At 60.1% G+C, this 21,473-nt stretch carries 10 protein-coding genes; 7 read left to right on the forward strand and 3 right to left on the reverse strand.

Translation table 11 applies throughout. The features are described 5' to 3' along the window. The first annotated feature begins 688 nt into the window (after positions 1-688). From RY075_RS17585 to RY075_RS17610, 6 genes are all read left to right on the forward strand, one after another. Positions 689-12,112 carry a BapA/Bap/LapF family large adhesin gene (locus tag RY075_RS17585; protein WP_302378308.1) on the forward strand — a complete coding sequence of 3,808 codons (11,424 nt, stop codon included), beginning with the start codon at positions 689-691 and terminating at the stop codon, positions 12,110-12,112. An 82-nt stretch (positions 12,113-12,194) separates the two neighbouring features. Further along, on the forward strand, positions 12,195-13,598 hold the full coding sequence (locus RY075_RS17590; protein ID WP_338627868.1) for a TolC family outer membrane protein: 1,404 nt from the start codon (positions 12,195-12,197) through the stop codon (positions 13,596-13,598). Further along, on the forward strand, positions 13,595-15,787 hold the full coding sequence (locus tag RY075_RS17595; RefSeq protein WP_022651699.1) for a type I secretion system permease/ATPase: 2,193 nt from the start codon (positions 13,595-13,597) through the stop codon (positions 15,785-15,787). Before RY075_RS17590 ends, RY075_RS17595 begins: the two co-directional genes overlap by 4 nt. Next, a complete protein-coding gene (locus tag RY075_RS17600; protein WP_032609982.1) occupies positions 15,768-16,967 on the forward strand; it encodes an HlyD family efflux transporter periplasmic adaptor subunit in 1,200 nt (399 codons plus the stop codon). The genes RY075_RS17595 and RY075_RS17600 overlap by 20 nt, the downstream gene beginning before the upstream one ends. A 250-nt stretch (positions 16,968-17,217) precedes the next feature. After that, positions 17,218-17,517: a type II toxin-antitoxin system RelE/ParE family toxin gene (locus tag RY075_RS17605; RefSeq protein ID WP_015571638.1), complete on the forward strand. Its 300-nt coding sequence runs from the start codon at positions 17,218-17,220 to the stop codon at positions 17,515-17,517. 10 nt (positions 17,518-17,527) lie between these two features. Beyond that, on the forward strand, positions 17,528-17,875 hold the full coding sequence (locus RY075_RS17610; RefSeq protein WP_022651701.1) for a HigA family addiction module antitoxin: 348 nt from the start codon (positions 17,528-17,530) through the stop codon (positions 17,873-17,875). 75 nt (positions 17,876-17,950) lie between these two features. Here the strand turns inward: RY075_RS17610 and RY075_RS17615 are convergent, their stop codons facing one another. Together RY075_RS17615 and RY075_RS17620 are read right to left on the reverse strand one after the other, a co-directional pair. Next, positions 17,951-19,132, reverse strand: coding sequence for a PLP-dependent aminotransferase family protein (locus RY075_RS17615; RefSeq protein WP_023314694.1), 1,182 nt, complete (start codon positions 19,130-19,132; stop codon positions 17,951-17,953). 20 nt (positions 19,133-19,152) lie between these two features. Continuing rightward, the gene (locus RY075_RS17620) at positions 19,153-20,040 is read right to left on the reverse strand and encodes a LysR substrate-binding domain-containing protein (RefSeq protein ID WP_045343785.1); all 888 of its coding nucleotides are present in this window, start codon (positions 20,038-20,040) and stop codon (positions 19,153-19,155) included. Positions 20,041-20,137: 97 nt separating this feature from the next. Between RY075_RS17620 and RY075_RS17625 the strand changes: the two genes are divergently transcribed. Next, on the forward strand, positions 20,138-20,740 hold the full coding sequence (locus tag RY075_RS17625) for a short chain dehydrogenase (RefSeq protein ID WP_032660049.1): 603 nt from the start codon (positions 20,138-20,140) through the stop codon (positions 20,738-20,740). Here RY075_RS17625 and RY075_RS17630 read toward each other — a convergent pair. Further along, entirely contained in the window at positions 20,737-21,468 is a 732-nt protein-coding gene (locus tag RY075_RS17630) for a class I SAM-dependent methyltransferase (RefSeq protein ID WP_032660054.1), read from the reverse strand. The genes RY075_RS17625 and RY075_RS17630 overlap by 4 nt on opposite strands. Between the last annotated feature and the right edge of the window lie 5 nt (positions 21,469-21,473).

Consider the following 21,473-nt stretch of genomic DNA (forward strand, 5'->3'; position numbering starts at 1 on the left):
AATTTCTTTAGGCTAATACCGATTGCCTCTGAAAGGCCACGCTTGCGGCCTTTTATTTATTAAACATGAGAAGAAATCACGTTATTTTTGGAGTAGCAGAAATTAACCCGCACGTAAAAATATATTTTATAAATGAGAGAATTTAAAATATATCATACACCAGATATTTCACCCTAACTTAAATTACTATTAAGCAGAAATTAAACCTAACCAAAATTAAATATTTACCGCACATTTTAATTATTATTATCGCCCCACCAGCAGCGTTTTAAGGGTTGCACCTTTAACGCCAAAACCCTTTACCCACGCGCCCTCACAGCTAACGAAATATATTAACGCTATCAATTAATCGCCCCTGCAATAGCCGTACTGGGTTTACGAACACTTAATTTGCATATTCAGACATTTATAGCTATATCATTTTCATAACGAAATAAATCAATACCTGCACAAATAATAAGGCTTATAAATCGCAAACATATAAATAAACAACTATTTCCTGTGTAAATAATTAGCTTTGCCCTGAGGTTGCCACTTTTAATCCTGGCGGGCATCGGTCGCGCTAAAGAAAGTAACGGTAAATCCTGTTTATTAAACAGTATTTTCGCCGGGAGCGCGTTCGTCTCTTCAGAAACGATGGCTTTGTTTTACACGCCGTAACCAATCACTCAGCTGGAGTAATAATTGTATGAGCCAAATATCTGTTATATCTAAATTAACTGGCGTGGAAACGACCACGGAAGGGACACAGATAACACTCGATCACTCCTCAATCGTTAAACTTAACGTGGATCGCGCCGACATCTCAGGTTACTCCCGCAGCGGAAACGATCTGGTGATTACCCTCAACTCGGGCGAAGTGATTACCCTCAAGAATTTCTACGTCACCGACGCGCAGGGCGTGAGCCAGCTGGTGCTTGAGGAGAGCGACGGTGCGCTGTGGTGGATTGAAGATCCAACCGGTGCCGCAACCTATGAATCCATCGCCTCCACCGATGCATTACTGGCGGCGTCAGGGAGTGATGCCGGCGGCGCCGCTGCGTGGCCCTGGGTGCTGGGTGGCCTGGCCGCCGCAGGTGGGATTGCCATTGCGGCGGGAACTGGCGGTGGAGGTGGCGGAGATGACGATAACAACAGCCCGAATCCCGGCAATCCGGGAAATCCTTCCGAGCCAGATACCACGCCTCCGGATGCCCCCACCAATCTACAGGTCTCACCTGACGGCAAAACCGTCACCGGTACCGCTGAGCCGGGCAGCACGATTACCCTGAAAGATGCCGATGGCAACACCATCGGAACGGGCAAGGCGGGCAGCGACGGAAAATTTACGATTGATCTCGGTACGCCACTCACCAACGGGGAACAGATCACCGCCACCGCCACCGATCCATCCGGCAATACCAGCCAGGGCGGTCAGGTTACGGCACCGGATCTCACCGCACCGGATGCCCCGGCCAATCTGGAGGTCTCCCCTGACGGCAAAACCGTCACCGGTACCGCTGAGCCGGGCAGCACCGTTACCCTGAAAGATGCCGATGGCAACACCATCGGAACGGGCAAAGCGGGTAGCGACGGGAAATTTACGATTGATCTGGGTACGCAGCTCACCAACGGGGAACAGATCACCGCTACCGCCACCGATCCGTCCGGCAATACCAGCCCGGGCGTTCAGGTAACGGCACCGGATTTAACCGCGCCGGATGCACCGGAGATTGTCACCGTCAATGATAACGTAGGCGCCGAAACAGGCCCGCTGAGCAACGGACAACGCACGGACGATGCCCGCCCGACCTTCAGCGGCATCAGTGAAGCCGGCACCGTCATTACCTTCTATGACAACGGGAAACCGATTGGCACCGCCACAGCCGATGCCACCGGGAAATGGAGCTTTACCCCGTCGACCAACCTGTCTGAAGGCAACCACGCCATTACCACCACCGCGACCGATGCCGCAGGCAATACTAGCCCGGCGTCCACGGCGGTAAGCTTCGTGGTCGATACCGTCGCGCCTGGCGCGCCAGCGATCGTCAGCATCACCGATGATGTTGCGCCTGGCACCGGCACACTCGGGAGTGGAAGCAGCACCAACGACCCACGGCCACAGCTCACCGGTACGGCGGAAGCGGGCTCGACGGTCACCATCTATGATAACGGCATTGCCATTGGCACAGCCGTTGTGGGCAGTAACGGAAGCTGGAGCTTTACGCCGTCGGTGAACCTGAGCGAAGGCAGCCACCAGCTTACCGTGCGCGCCACCGACGTCGCCGGTAACACTGGCCCGGCCTCGCCGGTCTTTACCGTCACGGTAGATGTCACCGCGCCGCAAACGCCTTCCGGATTTATCATTAACGACGACACGGGCGTACTGAAAGGAGCGATCGGTGCCGGGCAGTTTACCGATGCCTCAGAGCCACGTCTGACGGGCAGAGGCGAACCGGGCAGCACGATCACGGTTTACGATAACGGCGTTGTTATCGGCACCACCACCGTTCTGCCGAACGGCACCTGGAGCATCACGCCGACGAGTCCACTGGCAGAAGGCGCACACTCGATTACCCTGCGGGAAACCGATGCGGCAGGCAACCAGAGCGGTCTGTCTCAGCCGATCAACTTTACCGTCGATCTTACGCCGCCAGACATGCCGGTTGCGACGCTCAACTCCGCAGGCACCCAGATCACCGGTACCGCCGAGCCGGGCAGTAAAATCGTCATCACCAACAATGCCGGGCTGCAAATCGGGACCGCCACTGCCGACAGCAACGGCAACTATGTCGTCAACCTGAACCCTGCGCAGACCAACGGCGAGATTATCTCCGTGGTCGCCTCCGATGCCGCAGGCAATCAGAGCTCACCGGCGCTGGTCAACGCAGCGGATATCACCCCACCTGCCGCACCGGGCAACCTGGTGGTGGCGGAAGACGGGGCCAGCGTCAGCGGAACCGCCGAGCCAAACAGCACGATTATCATTAAAGCGCCGGACGGTACGATCATCGGCCAGGCCACCGCCGGCCCGGACGGCACCTTCACCATCCCGATTTCGCCAGCCCAGACCAACGGCGAAGCCCTTGAAGTGACGGCCACCGACGGCAGCGGTAACACCAGCCCGTCTGGCTTTGCCGACGCGCCAGACAGCACCCCACCGCTGGCGCCGGAAAACGTGGTGATCTCTGCCGACGGCACCACCGTAACCGGTACAGCCGAGCCGGGCAGTACCGTCACCATTCGTGAAAATGGCGTGAAGGTCGGGGAAGCGGTCGCCGACGATCAGGGGAATTTCAGCGTTGAACTGATCCCGCCGAAAGCCAACGGCGAAGCCCTGACCGCCGATGCCACCGATACCGCCGGAAACACCGGCCCGACCGCGCCGTTTGACGCGCCGGACATCACCGCGGCACAAACCCCTGTCATCACGGGCGTGGTGGATGATGCCCCAGGCGTCACCGGTCCTGTCAGCCAGAACGGTCTCACCAACGACAACACGCCAACCATCAACGGAACGGGCGAGCCTGGCACCACCATCACCCTCTACAGCGGTACTACCGTGCTTGGCACCGCGCTGGTTTCGGCGAACGGTCAGTGGTCCATCACGCTGGAAACCGCGCTACCGGACGGCGGGCACGTGCTGACGGCGACGGCGGTTGACGCCAATAATAACCTCAGCGGGACATCGAACACCTGGAGCATCACGGTGGATACCGCCGCGCCGGGCGCGCCGGCCATTACGCAGGTCATTGATGACGTACCGGGCCGCACGGGTGCGCTCGACACCAATGAAACTACCAACGACACGCTCCCGACGCTGAACGGTACCGGTGAGCCGGGCTCCACCGTGACGATCCGCCTGGACGGACAGGATATTGGTACTGCCGTTGTTAACAGCGGTGGCGCATGGACATTCACACCTGCTACCCCATTAGTGAACGGGCAGCATACGTTCACCGTCGTCGCGAGCGATGCGGCCGGTAACGCCAGCGCACCATCAGCCGGCTTTACCCTTACCGTCGATACCACCCCGCCACCAGCGGCCACCATTGACACCGTCTCCGATAACGTGGGGCCCGTGCAGCTTCCGCTTAACAGCGGGGACACCACCGACGACACGCTGCCGCAGTTGCAGGGAACCGCACCGGACGGCACCACCATCACGATCTATGACGGAACCACCCTGCTCGGCACGGCGGTGCTCGACGGCAGCGGCGGCTGGAGCTTTACGCCAACCACGCCGCTGACGGACGGCCCGCACTCGCTGACGGTCCACGCAACGGATGAGGCGGGTAACACCACCATTTCGCCGCCGTTTGAACTGGCGATCGACACGACCGCGCCTGCAACGCCGGATATTCCTGAGATCACCGTCAACCCGGACGGCGGCACGCCGGGGACGGCTCTGAATCCAGGGGAGACCACCCGGGATACCACGCCAACCCTGAGCGGCTCGGGCACGCCGGGGGATATCGTGAACATTTACGATGGCGCTACTAAAATTGGTGAAGCCGAGATCGATGGCGACGGTAACTGGAGCTGGACGCCGGATGATCCGCTCCCTGACGGCACCTACGATCTCTCCCTGACGGTCACTAACCAGGACAGCGCCGGGAACGAAAGCGCGCCGTCCACGCCGGTGACCATTACCATTGATACTGACGCGCCTGCCCAACCGGGAACCCCAACGGTGACAGACAGCGTAAGCCAGATCACCGGACCCGTGCTGGATGGCGAATCCACCAACGATCCGCGTCCGGTTCTGAGTGGCACCGGTACGCCGAATGACGTCATTACCATCTATGACCAGGTGGGTACAGGCGAGCCGCAGGCCGTGGGCAGCGTTACGGTGGACGGTAACGGTAACTGGAGCTGGCGTCCTGAGAGCAACATTGGCGAAGGGACGCACGAATACACGGCGACCGCCACCGATGAAGCCGGGAATGAATCTGTGCCATCAGCCGGTATCACGATAACGGTCGATACCCTCGCCCCGGATACTCCGGTTATCAGTGCCATTGGTGGCGTGCAGAATGGCGAGTCTACCAACGACACTACGCCAGGCATCGGCGGAACCGGCACCACCGGCGAGACGGTGATCATCTACAACAACGGCGTGGAAGTCGCGCGCGTAGAGGTCGTCAATAATGAATGGTCCTATACCCTGCCGACACAAACCGACGGCCCGCTGAATATCACCGTCGCCGCGGTGGACGATGCCGGTAACGTTAGCCCGGTAAGTCCGGTCTTTACGGTGGAGGTTGATACGCAGGCGCCAACCGTGCCGCAAATTGACGCCGTCTCTGACAGCCAGCTGAACAACAGCGTGCTTTACACCCGCGACGGTACGCCAACCCTCACCGGGATTGGCGAGCCGGGTTCGAGCGTCACCGTCTCCGTTGATGGTGTCGCCTCGCCGGTGGTCGTGGAGGTTCAGCCGAACGGGACATGGTCCTGGACCGCCGACCCTGCGCTCAACGAGGGGCCGCATACCTTCTCAGTGGTCGCGAGTGACGCGGCGGGGAATACCTCCGCCAGCTCCGGCGATCTCAGCGTGACGGTGGATACCCTGCCGCCTGCAACGCCAACGAATATGACCATTGCCGCGGAGGGCACCCCGCTGACCGGGACGGCGGATGACGGAACCACGGTGACGGTTCGTGACGCCAACGGCAATATCATCGGGACCGGGGTCGCGACGGGAGGCTCCTTCTCCATTGCCCTCTCCCCGGCCCAGTTGGATGCCGCGACGCTGACGCTGATCGCCACGGACCCCGCAGGCAATGCCAGCCCGTCAACCACCTTTGACGTGCCGGACTCTCCGCTCGAGCTGCCTGCGGTGCCGGTGATTACGGCGATCAACGATGACGTCGATCCCGTCACGGGCGACGTGAAAGATAAAACCACCAATGACACCACGCCTACCCTTACCGGCACCGCCGATCCGGGCAGCGTGATCGCCATTTATCAGGATGGATCGCTGCTTCCGGTGACCACTGTCGTTGCGGATACCAACGGCAACTGGAGCTACACGCCGCTGTTGCCGCTGACGGAAGGGCCACACACCTTCGCCGTGACCGCTACAAACACCACCACCGGCGCGACCAGCGGGCAGTCGCCTGTCGCGACCGTCACCGTCGACCTTACCGCCCCGACAGCGCCAGCCATCGGTGCGGTGACCGATGACGTAGGTCCGATCACCGGGCCAATCGCCGACGGGCAGAGCACCAACGATAACCGTCCTACCCTGACCGGGACAGGCACGGCCGGGGACACCATTACGGTGTACGATGACGGCGACCCGCTGGGCACCGTTATTGTCGGTCCGACTGGCACCTGGAGCTACACGCCGCCTGCGCTGGACGACGGCAGCCACACCCTGACCGTGACCGCCACCGATCCGGCAGGCAATGAGAGCACCCCGTCGGCCGGGATCACCATTGTGGTCGACACCGTCTCTACCACGCCGGTGATTACCAGCGTGACGGATAACGCAGGCAATGCGGCAACGCCTGTTCCAAGCGGCGATCCAACCAACGACACCACGCCAACCCTGACCGGTACCGCTGAGCCGAACAGCGTCGTCGCCATTTTTGATGGCACCACGCAGATTGGTACCGTGGCAGCAGACGGTACCGGCGCCTGGACATTTACTCCTGAAACCGCCCTCGGCGAAGGGACGCATGACTTTACCGTCAGAGCCACGGATCCGCAGGGCAACGTCAGCCAGCCGTCCAACGCCTGGAGCGTCGAAATCGATCTTACTGCGCCACAGGTGCCGACGATCGTTACGGTCAGCGACAACGCCCCGGGTGGCGTAACCGGCCCGCTTACCGCCGGGCAGGTGACAAATGACACCACGCCAACCCTGAGCGGCACCGGCCAGGCGGGCACCACTATTCACGTTCTGAATAACGGCGTGGAGATTGGTACCACTACGGTCGACGGCAACGGTAACTGGACCTTTACGCCGGATCCGGTCCTGACGGACGGGACGTATAACCTGCGCGTAAACGCCAGCGATGATGTTGGAAACGTCTCCGCCAACTCGCCAGTGTTCGCCTTTACGGTGGATACCACTGGCCCTGCGGCCCCGGTGGTCACCACGGTGATAGACGATGTCAGCCCGGGAACGGGAATCATCGCCAGCAACGGTTCCACCAACGACACCCGTCCAACCTTCAACGGTACGGGGGAAGTGGGCGCAACGGTGCACGTTATTGTCGATGATGTGGAAATCGGCACGGCGGTCGTCAACGCCCAGGGTAACTGGACCTTCACGCCGACCACCGCGCTGGGTGAAGGGCCGCATACCATTACCTTTAACGCCACCGATGCCGCAGGCAATACCGGGGTCACCTCGCCACCGTTCAACCTGACGGTGGATACGACGGTGCCCGAAGCACCGGTCTTTACCCCCGCCACCGACAATGCCGGTCCCGTGCTGGGCCCGGTCGCCTCGGGACAAAGCACAGACGACACCACGCCAACGCTGAACGGCACCGCGGCAGCCAACGCGACCATCACCATCTATGAGAATGGTCAGCAGGTGGGCACCGCCGTGGCGGATGCCAACGGCGTATGGAGCTTCACCACCGGCACGCTGGCAAACGGCAGCCACACCTGGACCGCCACGGCAACCGATGCCGCGGGCAACATCAGTCCTGCCTCACCGGGCTTTACGCTGGTTGTGGATACAACTGTGCCTGCCGCGCCGGTTATCACCCAGGCGATAGACGATGTTGGCACCATCACCGGGGCGATTGGCTCCGGCCAGACCACGAACGATCCTCTCCCGCGGCTGGTGGGGACCAGCGAGCCGCTGGCCACCGTGAATATCTACGAGGGCACTACGCTGGTGGGCACCGGTACTGCCGATGCTAACGGCAACTGGACCGTCGATATCACCGTGCCGCTGGGCACCGGGTCACACACCTTTACCGCAGAAGCAACGGATCAGGCGGGTAACACCGGCGCGCCGTCCGCCGACTTCAGCCTGATCATTGACACCACGCCGCCAGCGCTACCGGTGCTGACCAGTGTCACCGACGACGTCGGTAATGCTGCGACGCCTGTCGCCAACGGCGGGTTAACCAACGATGCACGACCAACGCTCACCGGTACGGCAGAAGCCGGCGCGACGGTAACCATCTACGACAATGGGGTACAGATTGGCACCGCGGTCGCCACCGGCGGCGCGTGGAGCTTTACGCCGTCCACCCCGCTGGCTGACGGGCCGCATAATCTGACCTTCTCCGCCACCGACGCCGTGGGCAACGCCAGCGCGCAGACCGGGGGTTACACCATCAATGTGGATGCCACCGCCCCTGTCGCACCGGCAATCACCTCGATTGTGGATGATGTGGGAACCGTCACCGGCCCTGTCACCGGCACCAACCCAACCAACGACACCCGTCCGACCTTAAACGGCACGGCGGAAGCCAATGCCACCGTACGTATTTACGACGGCACGACGCTGGTGGGAACCGTTACCGCCGATGCCAACGGCAACTGGACGCTGCCGCAAACCAGCACCACGCTGATCGAAGGCGCGCATAGCTTCACCGCCACCGCCACCGATGCCGCGGGCAATACCAGCGCGCCATCGCCGATTATCACGATCAACGTTGACCTGACGCCGCCAGCAGCCCCAACCGGGCTGGCGGTGATCACCAACGGGACGCAGGTTACCGGTACGGCGGAAGCGGGAAGTACCGTCACCATCACCAGCAGCACCGGAACCGTGCTTGGCACAGCCGTTGCGGACGGCAGCGGAAACTTCAGCGTCACCCTCACCCCTCCACAGACCGGCGGGGAGTCACTGATTGTCTTTGCTACCGATAAGGCCGGTAACGCGGGTATCACCACCTCCGTGATTGCCCCGATCACCACGATCCCGAACGCGCCGGTTATCGCTAACATCGACGATAACGTCGGCACGGTGACGGGCAACCTGACCAACGGGAAAACCACCGATGACACCACGCCAACCCTGAGCGGCACGGCGCAGCCGAACGCGACCATCACCCTCTATAACAACGGGGTGCTGATGGGCACGGTCACCGCGAATGCCAGCGGCAACTGGAGCTTCACCACGCCGGTGCTGAGCGAAGGGCCACATGCCTTCACCGCCACGGCGAGCAACGGCTCGGGCACCAGCCCGATTTCCACGTCGACCACCGTCATTGTCGATCTCACTGCGCCAACGGCTCCAACCGGGACCTTCAACGCAGACGGCAGCGTACTGACCGGTAGCGCCGAAGCGGGCAGCACCGTCACCATCCGTCTGGCGGACAATTCAACGGTCACCGCCACGGCAGACAGCAACGGATCCTGGAGCTACACCTTCCTCAATAAACAGACGGAAGGCCAGACGCTGCAAATCACCGCCACCGATGCGGCAGGGAACGTCTCGCTGCCCGGCTCAGCCCTTGCGCCGGTGGTGCCGCTCTCTGCCAGCACCAACGTTGAAGAGCTGGCGCTGACGACCACCGCAACGGTGACCAACTCGCAGTACAGCGACTATGGTTTCCTGCTGGTGGGCGCCGTAGGTAACGTGCTGACGCTGCTCGGCAACGACACCGCGCAGGTAGGTTTCACCGTCGGCAACGGCGGCAGTGCGGATATTGCCGTGAACGCCAACGCCACGGGTGCCGTTCTTTCCCTGCTCAATACCCTTGAGCTGGTGGTACAGCGCTTTGACGCCGCCAACAACACCTGGACCACCGTGGTCGATACCGGACAGCCGCAGTTCGCTGACCTGCTGACCCTCGGCGCGACGGGGGTGTCGCTGAACCTGAACGGTCTGGCGGATGGTCAGTATCGCGTCCTGAGCTACAACACTAACCTGCTGGCAACCGGCTCTTACACCAGCCTCGATGTGGCGGTGAAAGAGACCAGCGCAGGCACCGTGTCCGGCGAAACCAACATTGTCGGTAACGTCATCACCGACGTGGATCCAACCGCAGGCAGCGACAACGCCCCGGCGGGCACCACCGTCACTGCGGTCACCAACGCCCAGGGCACCACCACCAGCGTTACGGCTGACGGCACAGTGATTCAGGGGCAGTACGGCACGCTGACCATCAACCTGGACGGCAGCTATACCTATAACCTGACCAACACCAGCGCCGCCGTCATTGGCCGCACGGAGAACTTTACCTACACCATCACCCACAACGGCACCAGCGCCTCGGCAAATCTGGTGCTGTCGCTGGGCGAAGGCACCAGCAGCAGCGGTATCGTGGCCGTGGACGATACCGCCTCGCTGACCTTCGATACCACCGTGGAGGCGATCAACAACGGCACCTCGTCGCAGGGCGGCTTTACCCTGGTGGGGATCAACCTTGGCAATACGCTGGGGCTGAACCTGCTGGACGATCTGGCCAACCCGATCATCTATAACGTGGAAGAAGGCACCACCCGCACCATGACCGTTCAGGCGTCCGTGGGCGGCGTCGCGCTGGCCTCGGTGTTCGACCTTTACATCTATAAGTTCAACAATGCGACGCAGACCTTCGAGCAGATGCGCGTTGAACCCGGCTGGCTGCGCGCGCCGCTGCTGGGCGGCACCTCCCCGCAGCTGACGCTGAATCTGCCCGCCGGTGAGTACCTGTTCCTGCTCAATACGGCGGCGGGGATCACCGCGCTGACGGCCTACACGCTGAACGTCTTGCAGGATCATGTCTACAGCGTGGCAAGCGTGAGCGAGAGCACCACCGGCGATGTGCTGGCGGATGATATTGCGCCAGCGGGTACCGTAGTCTCCGACGTTAACGGCGTGGCGGTGAACAGCAGCGGTCTGACGGAGATCACCGGCGAGTACGGTACGCTGCGGATCAACGCGGCCGGAGAGTACACCTACACCCTGAACAGCGGGGTCGGCGCGGACCATATCAGCACGCCGGATACCTTCGTTTACACCATCACCGCGCCTGACGGCTCGAAAGACACGGCATCGTTGAACATCACCCCAACCGCGCGCCCAATGGATGCGGTAAACGATGTCAGCACCGCGATGGACGTCACGTCGGTTCACCATACGGCCGCCTATTCCGATACGACGGTCGGGTCGGCGAGCTGGAACGCTGCGCTGCTTGCCTCAACCCAGGGCAGCGGGAGCGGGACCTTCGTGGTGGATCCTAATACCGCGCTGCATAACGTGGTTCTGTCGTTTAACGTCGCCTCGCTGCTGACGCTTACCGGGTTAACGGTGGACTGGACGCTGTCCAACGGCGCAACCACCGTCAGAACCGGCTCGTTTAACGGTGGGTTACTGCTGGGCGGCACGGCGACCATCAACCTGACGGGTCTCGATCTGGAGGCGGGAACCTATACGCTGAGCTATACGGGCAAAATGGGGCCATTGGGGGTAGGAAATATCACCATCACCCCAAGCGTGACCGGCACCAGCTACTCGCTGTCGCAGTTCGACGCGACGGGTACCCACACCGTTGACGGCAATATCTTCGACGGCACCGACTCCGCAGGGGCGATGGACCAGCTCCACTCGGTTGATACCCGCGTGAGCATTACCGGCTACGACGGCGTTACCACTACGCTGGATCCGTACACCGGCAGCACGATGTCAAACATCACGGGCCACTACGGGACGCTGGCGATTGCCGCTGACGGCAGTTACACCTACACCCTCAACCCGGGTATCTCGCTCTCTACCATTACCAGCAAGGAGGTCTTTAACTACACCCTGACCGATGCCAACGGTGTTAAAGATACCGCGTCGCTGACCATTGACATGGCGCCGAAATTTGTCAGTTCGGAGCATAACGATGTGATTAGCGGTACGGCCTACGGCGACACGTTGATTTATCAGGTGTTGAACAACACGGCGGGTAACGCCACCGCAGGTAACAGCACGGGCGACCACTGGACGAACTTCTCCCTCACGCAGGGAGACAAGATCGACATTGGCGATCTGCTGGTGGGGTGGAACGGTAGCGCGTCGACGCTGGGGAACTATGTCTCTGTTTCACAAAGCGGTAACAATACTGTGATCTCCATCGACCGTGACGGCACGGGAGCCGCCTACACTAAATCTACACTCGTTACGCTGGACAATGTTCAGACCACCTACGACGAGCTTGTAAACCAGCAACACATCATTACCTGATAGCACCTGCAAGAAATGACCCGGGCGCGCGCAGCGCCCGGGCATAAACAAAAAAGCAGTACTTTTTTATTAGGGACAAGAAATGGGAAAGAAGATGCCTTACTGGTGGCTCTCGTGCTGCCTGATATCTGTGCCCGCTATCGCGGCAAACCCTGCGGCGATGATTAATACCGGACAATTAAGCGAAACGCAGGAACTCCCCTCTTTAAATGGCCGCGTGGCGCCCGTAGCCAGCAAAGCCGCCCCCGGCACGCTACAGCTGAATGAAGCGGTTAACCGCGCCGTGACCTGGCATCCGGCTATCAGTGAAGCCATCGGCAAACTTTATCAGCAGAGCGAAAATGTGGACGTCGCTAAATCGAAATATTATCCGCAAATTAACGCTGGCATGGATAACGGCTATAGCCACGACGGTGACGATAATGGCTTTACCCCCTCGCTGGTGCTTTCTCTTTCGCAAATGCTGTACGACTTCGGCAAAGTCGCAAGCCAGGTGCGCGCCGAAAATGCGGGCGTCGCCCAGCAGCAGGCCAACTTGCTGGTGAGCATCGACACCATCGCCCACGATACCGCCATCGCCATGGTGCAGGTGCAGACCTGGCAGCAGATGGTCGAGACCGCCAAAGAACAGCTGGATGCACTGTCCTCCATCGGCACCCTGACGAAACAACGTAATGATGAAGGCGCAACGTCACTCTCTGACGTGGTCCAGACCGATGCCCGTATCGAAGGGGCGCGTGCGCAGCTGATGCAGTATCAGGCGAGCCTCGACAGCTCGCGCGCCACGCTGATGAGCTTGCTGGGCTGGGACAGCCTGAACGCGGTCAGCAATGACTTTCCGCAAAGCCTGGCCCGCAGCTGCGACATCGCCGAGCCGGACGATCGTCTGGTGCCCTCGGTATTAGCGGCCTGGGCGCAGGCCAACGTCGCGCAGGCAAATCTCGATTATGCCAACGCGCAAATGACCCCTACCGTTTCTCTGGAGCCGGAAGTTCGTCACTACCTGAACGACCGCTACGCGGGCAACGAAACGCGGGACCGCACCCAGTACTCCGCGTGGGTTAAAGTGCAAATGCCGCTCTATCAGGGTGGCGGCCTCACCGCCCGGCGTAACGCCGCCGGACACGCGGTGGAATCCGCCCAGTCCACCATCCAGCGCACCCGTCTTGAGGTGCGGCAAAAACTGCTGGAAGCGCGCAGCCAGGTGATGAGCCTGATGAGCACGCTTCAGATCCAGGGCCGTCAGGAAGCGCTCAGCGCCCGCACCCGCGAGCTGTATCAGCAGCAGTATCTCGATCTTGGTTCCCGCCCGCTGCTCGACGTGCTCAACGCCGAGCAGGAGGTGTATCAGGCGCGCTTTACCCAACAGCAAACCGCCGGACAGCTGCATCAGCTTCAGCTCAACTGTCTGTACAACACCGGGCGCCTGCGTCACGCGTTCGATCTTGAAAACCGCACCATCCAGACCGTGGAGATCCAGCCATGAAGCAACGCGATATCCCGCAGGGTGAAAACATGACGGATCAGGCGCTAGAGCAGTGGGCGCAGGCGTTTGGCTACGTGGCGACGCGCTATCGCGTTGCCTGCTCGCCAGGCTCGCTCGTCGCAGGCGCGCCGTGGCTGAAAGGCAAACCGATGGTGCCCGCGCTGACGCAGCTCGCCCGTGAAGCCGGGCTGACATTCCAGTTGCTGACGGCCGATCAGCACGCTATCAACAGCTGGCGTCTGCCGGTGGTGGTGGAGCTGAACGACGGTAAAATCGGCGTCATCGACAATTTCGACGGCGAGGATACGCTTGAGGTCAGCTTTTTCGACGACAGCACGCACACCAACCGCCTGTCGATGAGCGCGATGCTGCCTGCCATCCGCCACGTCATCGCCCTGCGTCCGCTGGCGGCGCTGAAGGACAGCCGCGTGGATGCCTATATATCAAAATACCGCCCGGACTGGCTCTACCGGCTGGTGATGCGCGACCTTCGCCCTTACAGCTGGGTGATGCTGGCTGCACTGTTCATTAACGTGCTTTCCCTCTCGGGCATCGTCTTTTCCATGCAGGTGTATGACCGGGTGATCCCCGCCCAGTCCTATCCGACGCTCTATGTGCTGACTATCGGGGTGCTGATCGCCACGCTGTTTGGCTTTGTGCTGCGCGTGGCGCGCGGACACATTATGGATCTGCTGGGCAAACGCTCGGATCTGCGCGTCTCGGATCGGGTGTTCGGCCACGCGCTGCGGCTGCGCCACAGCGCCATTCCGCGATCCACCGGCAGCTTTATCTCCCAGTTGCGCGAGCTGGAGCAGATCCGCGAGATGGTCACCTCCTCCACCATCTCCACCATCGTCGATCTGCCGTTTTTTATCCTGTTTGTGATTGTGCTGGCGATCATCGCCCCGCAGCTGGCGTGGATCGCTCCGGTGGCGGCGGTGATCATGGTCCTGCCTGGCCTGCTGCTGCAAAAGAAGCTGGCGGAGCTGGCGAAGCAGTCGGCGCATGAATCAACCCTGCGCAACGCGGTGCTGGTGGAAAGCGTGCAGGGGCTGGAGGACATCAAGCTGATGCAGGCAGAGAACCGCTTTTTGCAGCAGTGGAACAGCTATATCCAGATCACCGCCGAATCCGGCCTGCGCACCCGCGAACTGACGCAGAACCTGATCAGCTGGGGGATGACCATTCAGAGCCTGGTCTATGCCGGGGTGATCGTGGTGGGCGCGCCGATGGTGATCGACGGCACCTTAACCACCGGTTCGGTGGTGGCCGCCTCGATGCTCGCCTCACGGATGATCGCCCCGATGGCGACGCTATGCGGCGTGCTGGCCCGCTGGCAGCAGGTGAAGGCGGCCAAAGAGGGGCTGGACAGCATTATGCAGCTGCCGACCGAGAACCAGCGCGAAGAGACACCGATCCGCCAGGACGTGCTGCGCGGCCACTATCTTTTCGAGCAGGCGCAGTTCCGCTATCACCCGGAAGATCCCCGCATGGCGCTGCGCATTAACCGCCTGGAGATCAAAGCGGGCGAAAAAGTGGCGATCCTCGGGCGCAACGGCGCGGGCAAATCAACCCTGTTGCAGGCGATGGCGGGCGGGATGGATCTGGCGGGCGGTGAACTGCGGCTCGACAACCTCAGCCTGCCGCATCTGGACGTGGCTGACGTGCGGAGAAACGTCGGCTTTATGACCCAAAACGCCCGGCTGTTTTACGGCACCCTGCGCGAGAACATCACGCTCGGCATGCCGCGCGCCACCGATAAAGAGATCTTCGAGGTGCTGGAGATGTGCGGCGCGGCCAGCTTTGTGCAGAAGCTGCCAAAGGGGCTGGATTACCCGATTATGGAGAACGGCGTCGGGCTGTCCGGCGGGCAGCGGCAGTCTATTCTGCTGGCGCGGATGCTGCTGCGCGACCCGAATATCGTGCTGATGGATGAACCGACCGCCTCCCTTGATGAACATACCGAGCGGGAATTTATTCAACGTCTCGGGGCGTGGCTCGGCAACCGCACGCTGGTTGTCGCGACCCACCGCGTGCCGGTGCTGGAGCTGGTGGAGCGCGTGGTGGTACTCAAAGATGGCATGCTGGTGATGGACGCGCCAAAAGCCCAGGCGCTGAACAACAGCCGTATGCAGCAACAGCAGCAGGCAACCGGACGGGAGTGGAAAAATGAAAATCAGTCAGCGTGACGTTGCCGCAGTAGAAGATCTGGATAACGCGCTCGACTCCGAAAGCGGTTATACCGGCGCCCGGCGCATCGTTTTCTTCTCCCTGGTGATGTTTGTGGTGCTCGGCGTCTGGGCGTGGTTCGGCGTGCTGGACGAAGTCTCAACCGGCACCGGAAAAGTGATCCCCAGCTCACGCGAGCAGGTGTTGCAGTCGCTGGATGGGGGGATCCTCACCGAGCTGAACGTGCACGAAGGGGATCAGGTGCAGGCCGGACAGGTGCTGGCGCGGCTGGATCCTACCCGCTCGGAATCTAACGTCGGCGAAAGCGCGGCGCGTTACCGCGCGTCGCTGGCCTCCAGCGCGCGTCTGTATGCCGAGGTGAACGATCTGCCGCTCAAATTCCCGCCGTCCCTGGCGAAATGGACCGACCTGACCGCCGCCGAAACGCGGCTCTACAACTCGCGGCGCGCCCAGCTGGAGGACACGCAGCGTGAGCTGCGCTCCGCCCTGGCGCTCGCCAATAAAGAGCTGGCGATCACCCAGCGGCTGGTGAAAACCGGGGCCGCCAGCCACGTGGAAGTGCTGCGCCTGCAACGGCAGAAAAGCGACCTGGAGCTGAAGCTCACCGACGTCCGTTCCCAGTATTACGTGCAGGCCCGTGAAGCGCTGTCGAAGGCCAACGCCGAGGTGGATATGGTGTCAGCGATCCTGAAAGGCCGCGAGGATTCCGTTACCCGTCTGACGGTGAAGTCTCCGGTGCGCGGGATCGTGAAAAACATCAAGGTCACCACCATCGGCGGCGTGATCCCGCCCAACGGCGAGCTGATGGAAATTGTGCCGGTGGACGATCATCTGCTGATTGAAACCCGCCTCTCGCCGCGGGATATCGCCTTTATCCACCCTAATCAGGAGGCGCTGGTGAAAATCACTGCCTACGATTACGCGATTTACGGTGGGCTGCACGGGGTGGTGGAGACCATTTCGCCGGACACCATTCAGGACGAAGCGAAGCCGGAGGTGTTCTATTACCGGGTATTTATCCGTACCAGCCAGGATTATCTGGTGAATAAGGCGGGCAGGCACTTCTCGATTGTGCCGGGGATGATAGCGACGGTGGATATTAAGACCGGAGAGAAAACGGTGCTGGATTATATGATCAAACCGTTTAACCGGGCGAAGGAGGCGCTGAGGGAGCGGTAGTCAAACGCCGGGTGGCGGCTGCGCCTTACCCGGCCTACATTCTCGCAGGCCCGCGCAAGCGCAGCGCCGCCGGGCATTAATCCGCACGCAAGACGTGGAATCCGCCTCGAAGAATTAACCTTTAGTCATGCATCACACTTCCCTTCAGCCATGACCAGGGTAATATTACTCGCAGACAAAACGCACTTGCGCACAGTGCAGGAGTGCATTACTATCCACTCAGCTTCAAGGACTGGAGCTTACCAGCATTATGATTAATCATTTTCGGGATCAATGGCTTGAGGATTTTTTTCTCTACGGGAGATCGAGCAATGTTATTCCTTTGAATCTGGAAACAGCGCTTGCAAGAAAGCTCGACATCATCAATGCGGCCATGTCGCACCTGGATTTACGATCGCCACCGGGCAATATGTATGAAGCATTGAGTCCTCCGTTGAAGGGATACTCCTCTATCCGGGTAAACAGACAATACAGGCTTGTATTTCGCTGGTCAGAGGGAAAAGCAGACGATCTCTATCTCTCTCCACACAAGTACACGCAACACAAGTGAGGCATCACCTATGACACTTCAACAGGCACTCCGCAAACCCACCACGCCGGGCGAGGTGTTGCAGTATGAGTATCTTGAACCGCTCAATCTGAAAATCAACGATCTGGCAGAGATGCTAAATGTACACCGCAATACCGTAAGCGCGTTGGTCAATAACAATCGCAAACTTACTGCCGATATGGCGATCAAACTGGCAAAAGCCTTTAATACCACTATTGAATTTTGGCTGAACTTACAGCTAAACGTTGATATCTGGGAAGCGCAATCTAACTCCCGCACGCAGGAGGAGTTAAGCCGGATAAAAACCGTTGCGGAAGTCATGGCGAAGCGAAAATCCGGCAAGCCGGACGTTGCCTGATCCGCTCGCGCCACGCAATACGCTTACCCGACACGGGAACGGCGCATAACGGCATCTGCCATTATGCGCATCCGGTTACAGGGAAATTCTCAGGCGTCGAACCGCTTCTTTAAGCTGCTCATCCGTTGGGGTAACGAAAGACATGCGCAGCGTGGTGTGGTCCGGCTCGTTGCAGTAGAAGAACTCACCCGGCACAAACACGACGCCGTTGCTCAACGTTTTTTCCAGCCATTTCGTCGTATTGATGCCGTTATTCATTTTCGCCCACAGGAACATGCCGCCCTTTGGCTTGTGGAACGACATCACATCGCCCAGCTCCGCTTCCAGTTCACTGGCAAAGGTCTGGTATTTCTGGCGATAGGCTTCGCGGATCATTTTAATCTGATTCGCCAGACGACCGGTTTTCAGATATTCGTACGTCATCAGCTGCGACAGCGTGCTGGTGTGCAGATCGGTGGTTTGCTTGAGGTTCACTACCGCGCGCTTTAGCCACTCCGGCACCAGCACCCAGCCCACGCGGGTGCCCGGCGCGAGGATTTTAGAGAAGGTGGAGGTGTACACCACGTTATCCTCATTGCCGATATCTTTGGCATGAGCAATCAGCGGGCGGAACGCTTCGTCGGTGTAGTTGATCTCGCTGTACGGGTCGTCTTCGATAATCACGAAGTCATAGCGCTTCGATAATTCCACCAGCTGTTTACGACGCGCTTCGGAGAGCGTCACGCCGCCCGGGTTACCAAAGGTTGGCACGATATAAACCGCTTTGATGGTTTTAGTTGCCACCAGCGCTTCAAGTTCATCCACTTTCATGCCGTCGCCGTCGGTACCGACGGATTCAAATTTCGCCTGCGCCAGGCCAAAGACCTGCAACGCGGCGAGGTAGGTAGGCCGCTCCACGACGACCGTATCGCCCGGGTTGATTAACGCCCGCGCCAGCACGTCAAGCGACTGTTGCGAGCCGGAAGTAATGACCACGTCATCGGCTTTACAGGCGATGCCGCGACCTTCAGAGATGCGTTGGATCTCTTCGCGCAGCCCCGGGACGCCTTCCGTCAGACCGTACTGGAATGCTTCGCCAAAATGTTGAGACAGCACGGCATCAGCGGCGATTTTTAAACCTTCATGATCGAACAGGTCCGGATTTGGAATACCGCCACCCAGCGAAATCACGCCTGCCATTTTGCTATGTTTTAATAATTCACGGATGGCAGAGGATTGCAGGCCCTGCGCGCTGCTGGCGAGTTTGTTTGCAGACATTCTTTACTTACCTTCTTTTTTTATATTGTGCCCAATCTTAGCAGAATATGGGCAATAAATTCCGTTAGCTTAGGCAGCGGACGCAAATCCTGGCGCCACAATAAATGCACCGGCCTCGGCGCGGGCGTAAACGCTTCCAGAACCCGAACCAGCCTGCCGCTTGCCAGCTCTTCCGCCACCAGCACTTCCGGTTGCAGCAGAAGTCCCGCCCCGGCTCGCGCCGCCATGCGTAAGCCGTAGCCGTCATTGCATCGTAAGACGGCATCACGCTTCCAGCGCACTTCGCCTTCCACACCCGGCAGCCGCCACTCGTTACGCGCCGTCCATACCGTGTGCGACAGGCACAGGTGATCCACCAGATCGGCTGGCGTTTGCGGCGTACCGTGACGCGCCAGATAATCCGGCGCGGCGCAGATCGTCATGTTGTAGGGACACAGATATTTCGCCACCAGGTCCTCATTACGGATCTCACCGATACGAATGGCCAGATCGACCCCTTCCTCGACCAGATCAACCATTCGGTTGGTGAGATCCAGTTCGATGCGCACTTCCGGGTAACGCTGCAAAAACGTGGCCGTCAGAGGCGCGATAACGCAGCCGCCAAACGAGGTGGGCGCCGTCACGCGCAGGGTGCCGGCGGGTGTGGCTCGCAGGCGCTCAACCGCGTTTTCAGCAATCGAGACCTGCTCCAGCACGCGCCTGGCCTCTTCGAAATAAACGCGTCCGGCATCCGTCAGGCTCTGGCGACGGGTGTTGCGCTCCAGCAGCCGCGTACCGAGCTGCGATTCCAGCTGCGTAATATACTTCCCGACCATCACCGCCGACATCTCCAGCCGGGCCGCCGCGCCGGTAAAGCTGCCGCTTTCCACCACCGCGATGAACGTCTCCATGCCGCGAAGCTTATCCATATTCCGAACCTCTGGTTAGCAATCTTCTAACATCAACCCAGTTTATCTGAATTTTTATTTATTAAAGAATGAAGGCTCACAACATAAGGAGTCTGCTATGAAAATCGTCATTATTGGTGCCAGCGGTACGGTCGGTCGTGCTGTGACAGAAGAGCTAAGCCGTCGTCACGAGGTGATCAGCGTGGGTCGCACGCAGGGCGACCATCAGGTGGATATCACCTCGCAGGCGAGCGTACAGGCGCTGTTCGAAAAGATCGGCCCGGTGGATGCGATTGTCTCCGCCAGCGGTGGGGTACACTTCGGCCCGCTCGCAACCATGACCGACAGCGAATTCAACCGGGGCTTGCAGGATAAGCTGCTGGGGCAGATTCGTCTGGCGCTGACCGGCCAGCACTACCTGAACGAAGGCGGCTCGATTACGCTGATAAGCGGCATTGTGGCTCACGAGCCGATTGCTCAGGGCGTCAATGCCACCACGGTGAATGCGGCGCTGGAAGGGTTTGTGCGCGCCGCGGCCTGTGAACTGCCGCGCGGGATCCGCATTAACCTGATCAGCCCGACGGTGCTGACGGAATCCGTCGAAGCATATGATGGCTTCTTCCCGGGCTTTGAAAGCGTTCCCGCTGCGACCGTTGCGCAGGCCTACCGCCGCAGCGTGGAAGGGGTACAGAGCGGGCGGGTATATAAAGTCGGCTATTAAGCCTTACGGGCGGCGATCAGCACCAGCATCGGGCGTTCCGCCTCTTCGGCCAGCGCGGGCCAGGCGTCAACCTGCGTCTGCGTTGGTCCCCACTCATTGACTTCGCTTATCGTCAATCCGGCCTTGATCAGTGCGTTAAGCGTGGTGCCCAGCGTACGGTGGTATTTAATCACCCCGTCCGCCAGCCAGTTGCTGACGCGCTGGCTTTCGTCCTGATAATGATTCACGCCCCAGAACCGCTCGCCGCTGTCGTCGGTCAGCCAGCCCTGACGGGTGGCGCAGGTATAAATCGGGTGCTCCATCGAGAAGACCAGGCTGCCACCGGGTTTTAGCGCGCGCTGAACGTTGGCGAATAGCGTGTCCAGCTCCGGCAGGTAGTGTAGCGCCAGCGAGCTGTAGACCAGATCGAGGCTATTCGCTTTCAGCGCCAGAGATTCCAGATCGCTACGCTGATAGTGAATCCGATTGTCATCAGTCAGTTCAGCCGCGCGGGCGAGCATTTTTTCTGAAATATCAACACCCGTGACGTCAGACGCGCCCAGCTCGCGCGCTGCGCGACAGAACCATCCGTAGCCGCAGCCGAGATCGACAACCGCTTTACCGGTTAAATCTGGCAGCATTGCCTTGAGCGCGGGCCACTCCGGCGCGCCGTTCAGGCCCTGAACCGAGCGCGGAAGCTGGGCATAGCCTTCAAAAAATGCCGGGTTGTCGTAGATGTTTTGCGCCATAACGG

The sequence above is a fragment of the Enterobacter sp. JJBC genome (assembly GCF_036936505.1).
In the GTDB taxonomy this organism is placed as follows: Bacteria; Pseudomonadota; Gammaproteobacteria; order Enterobacterales; family Enterobacteriaceae; genus Enterobacter; species Enterobacter hormaechei_C.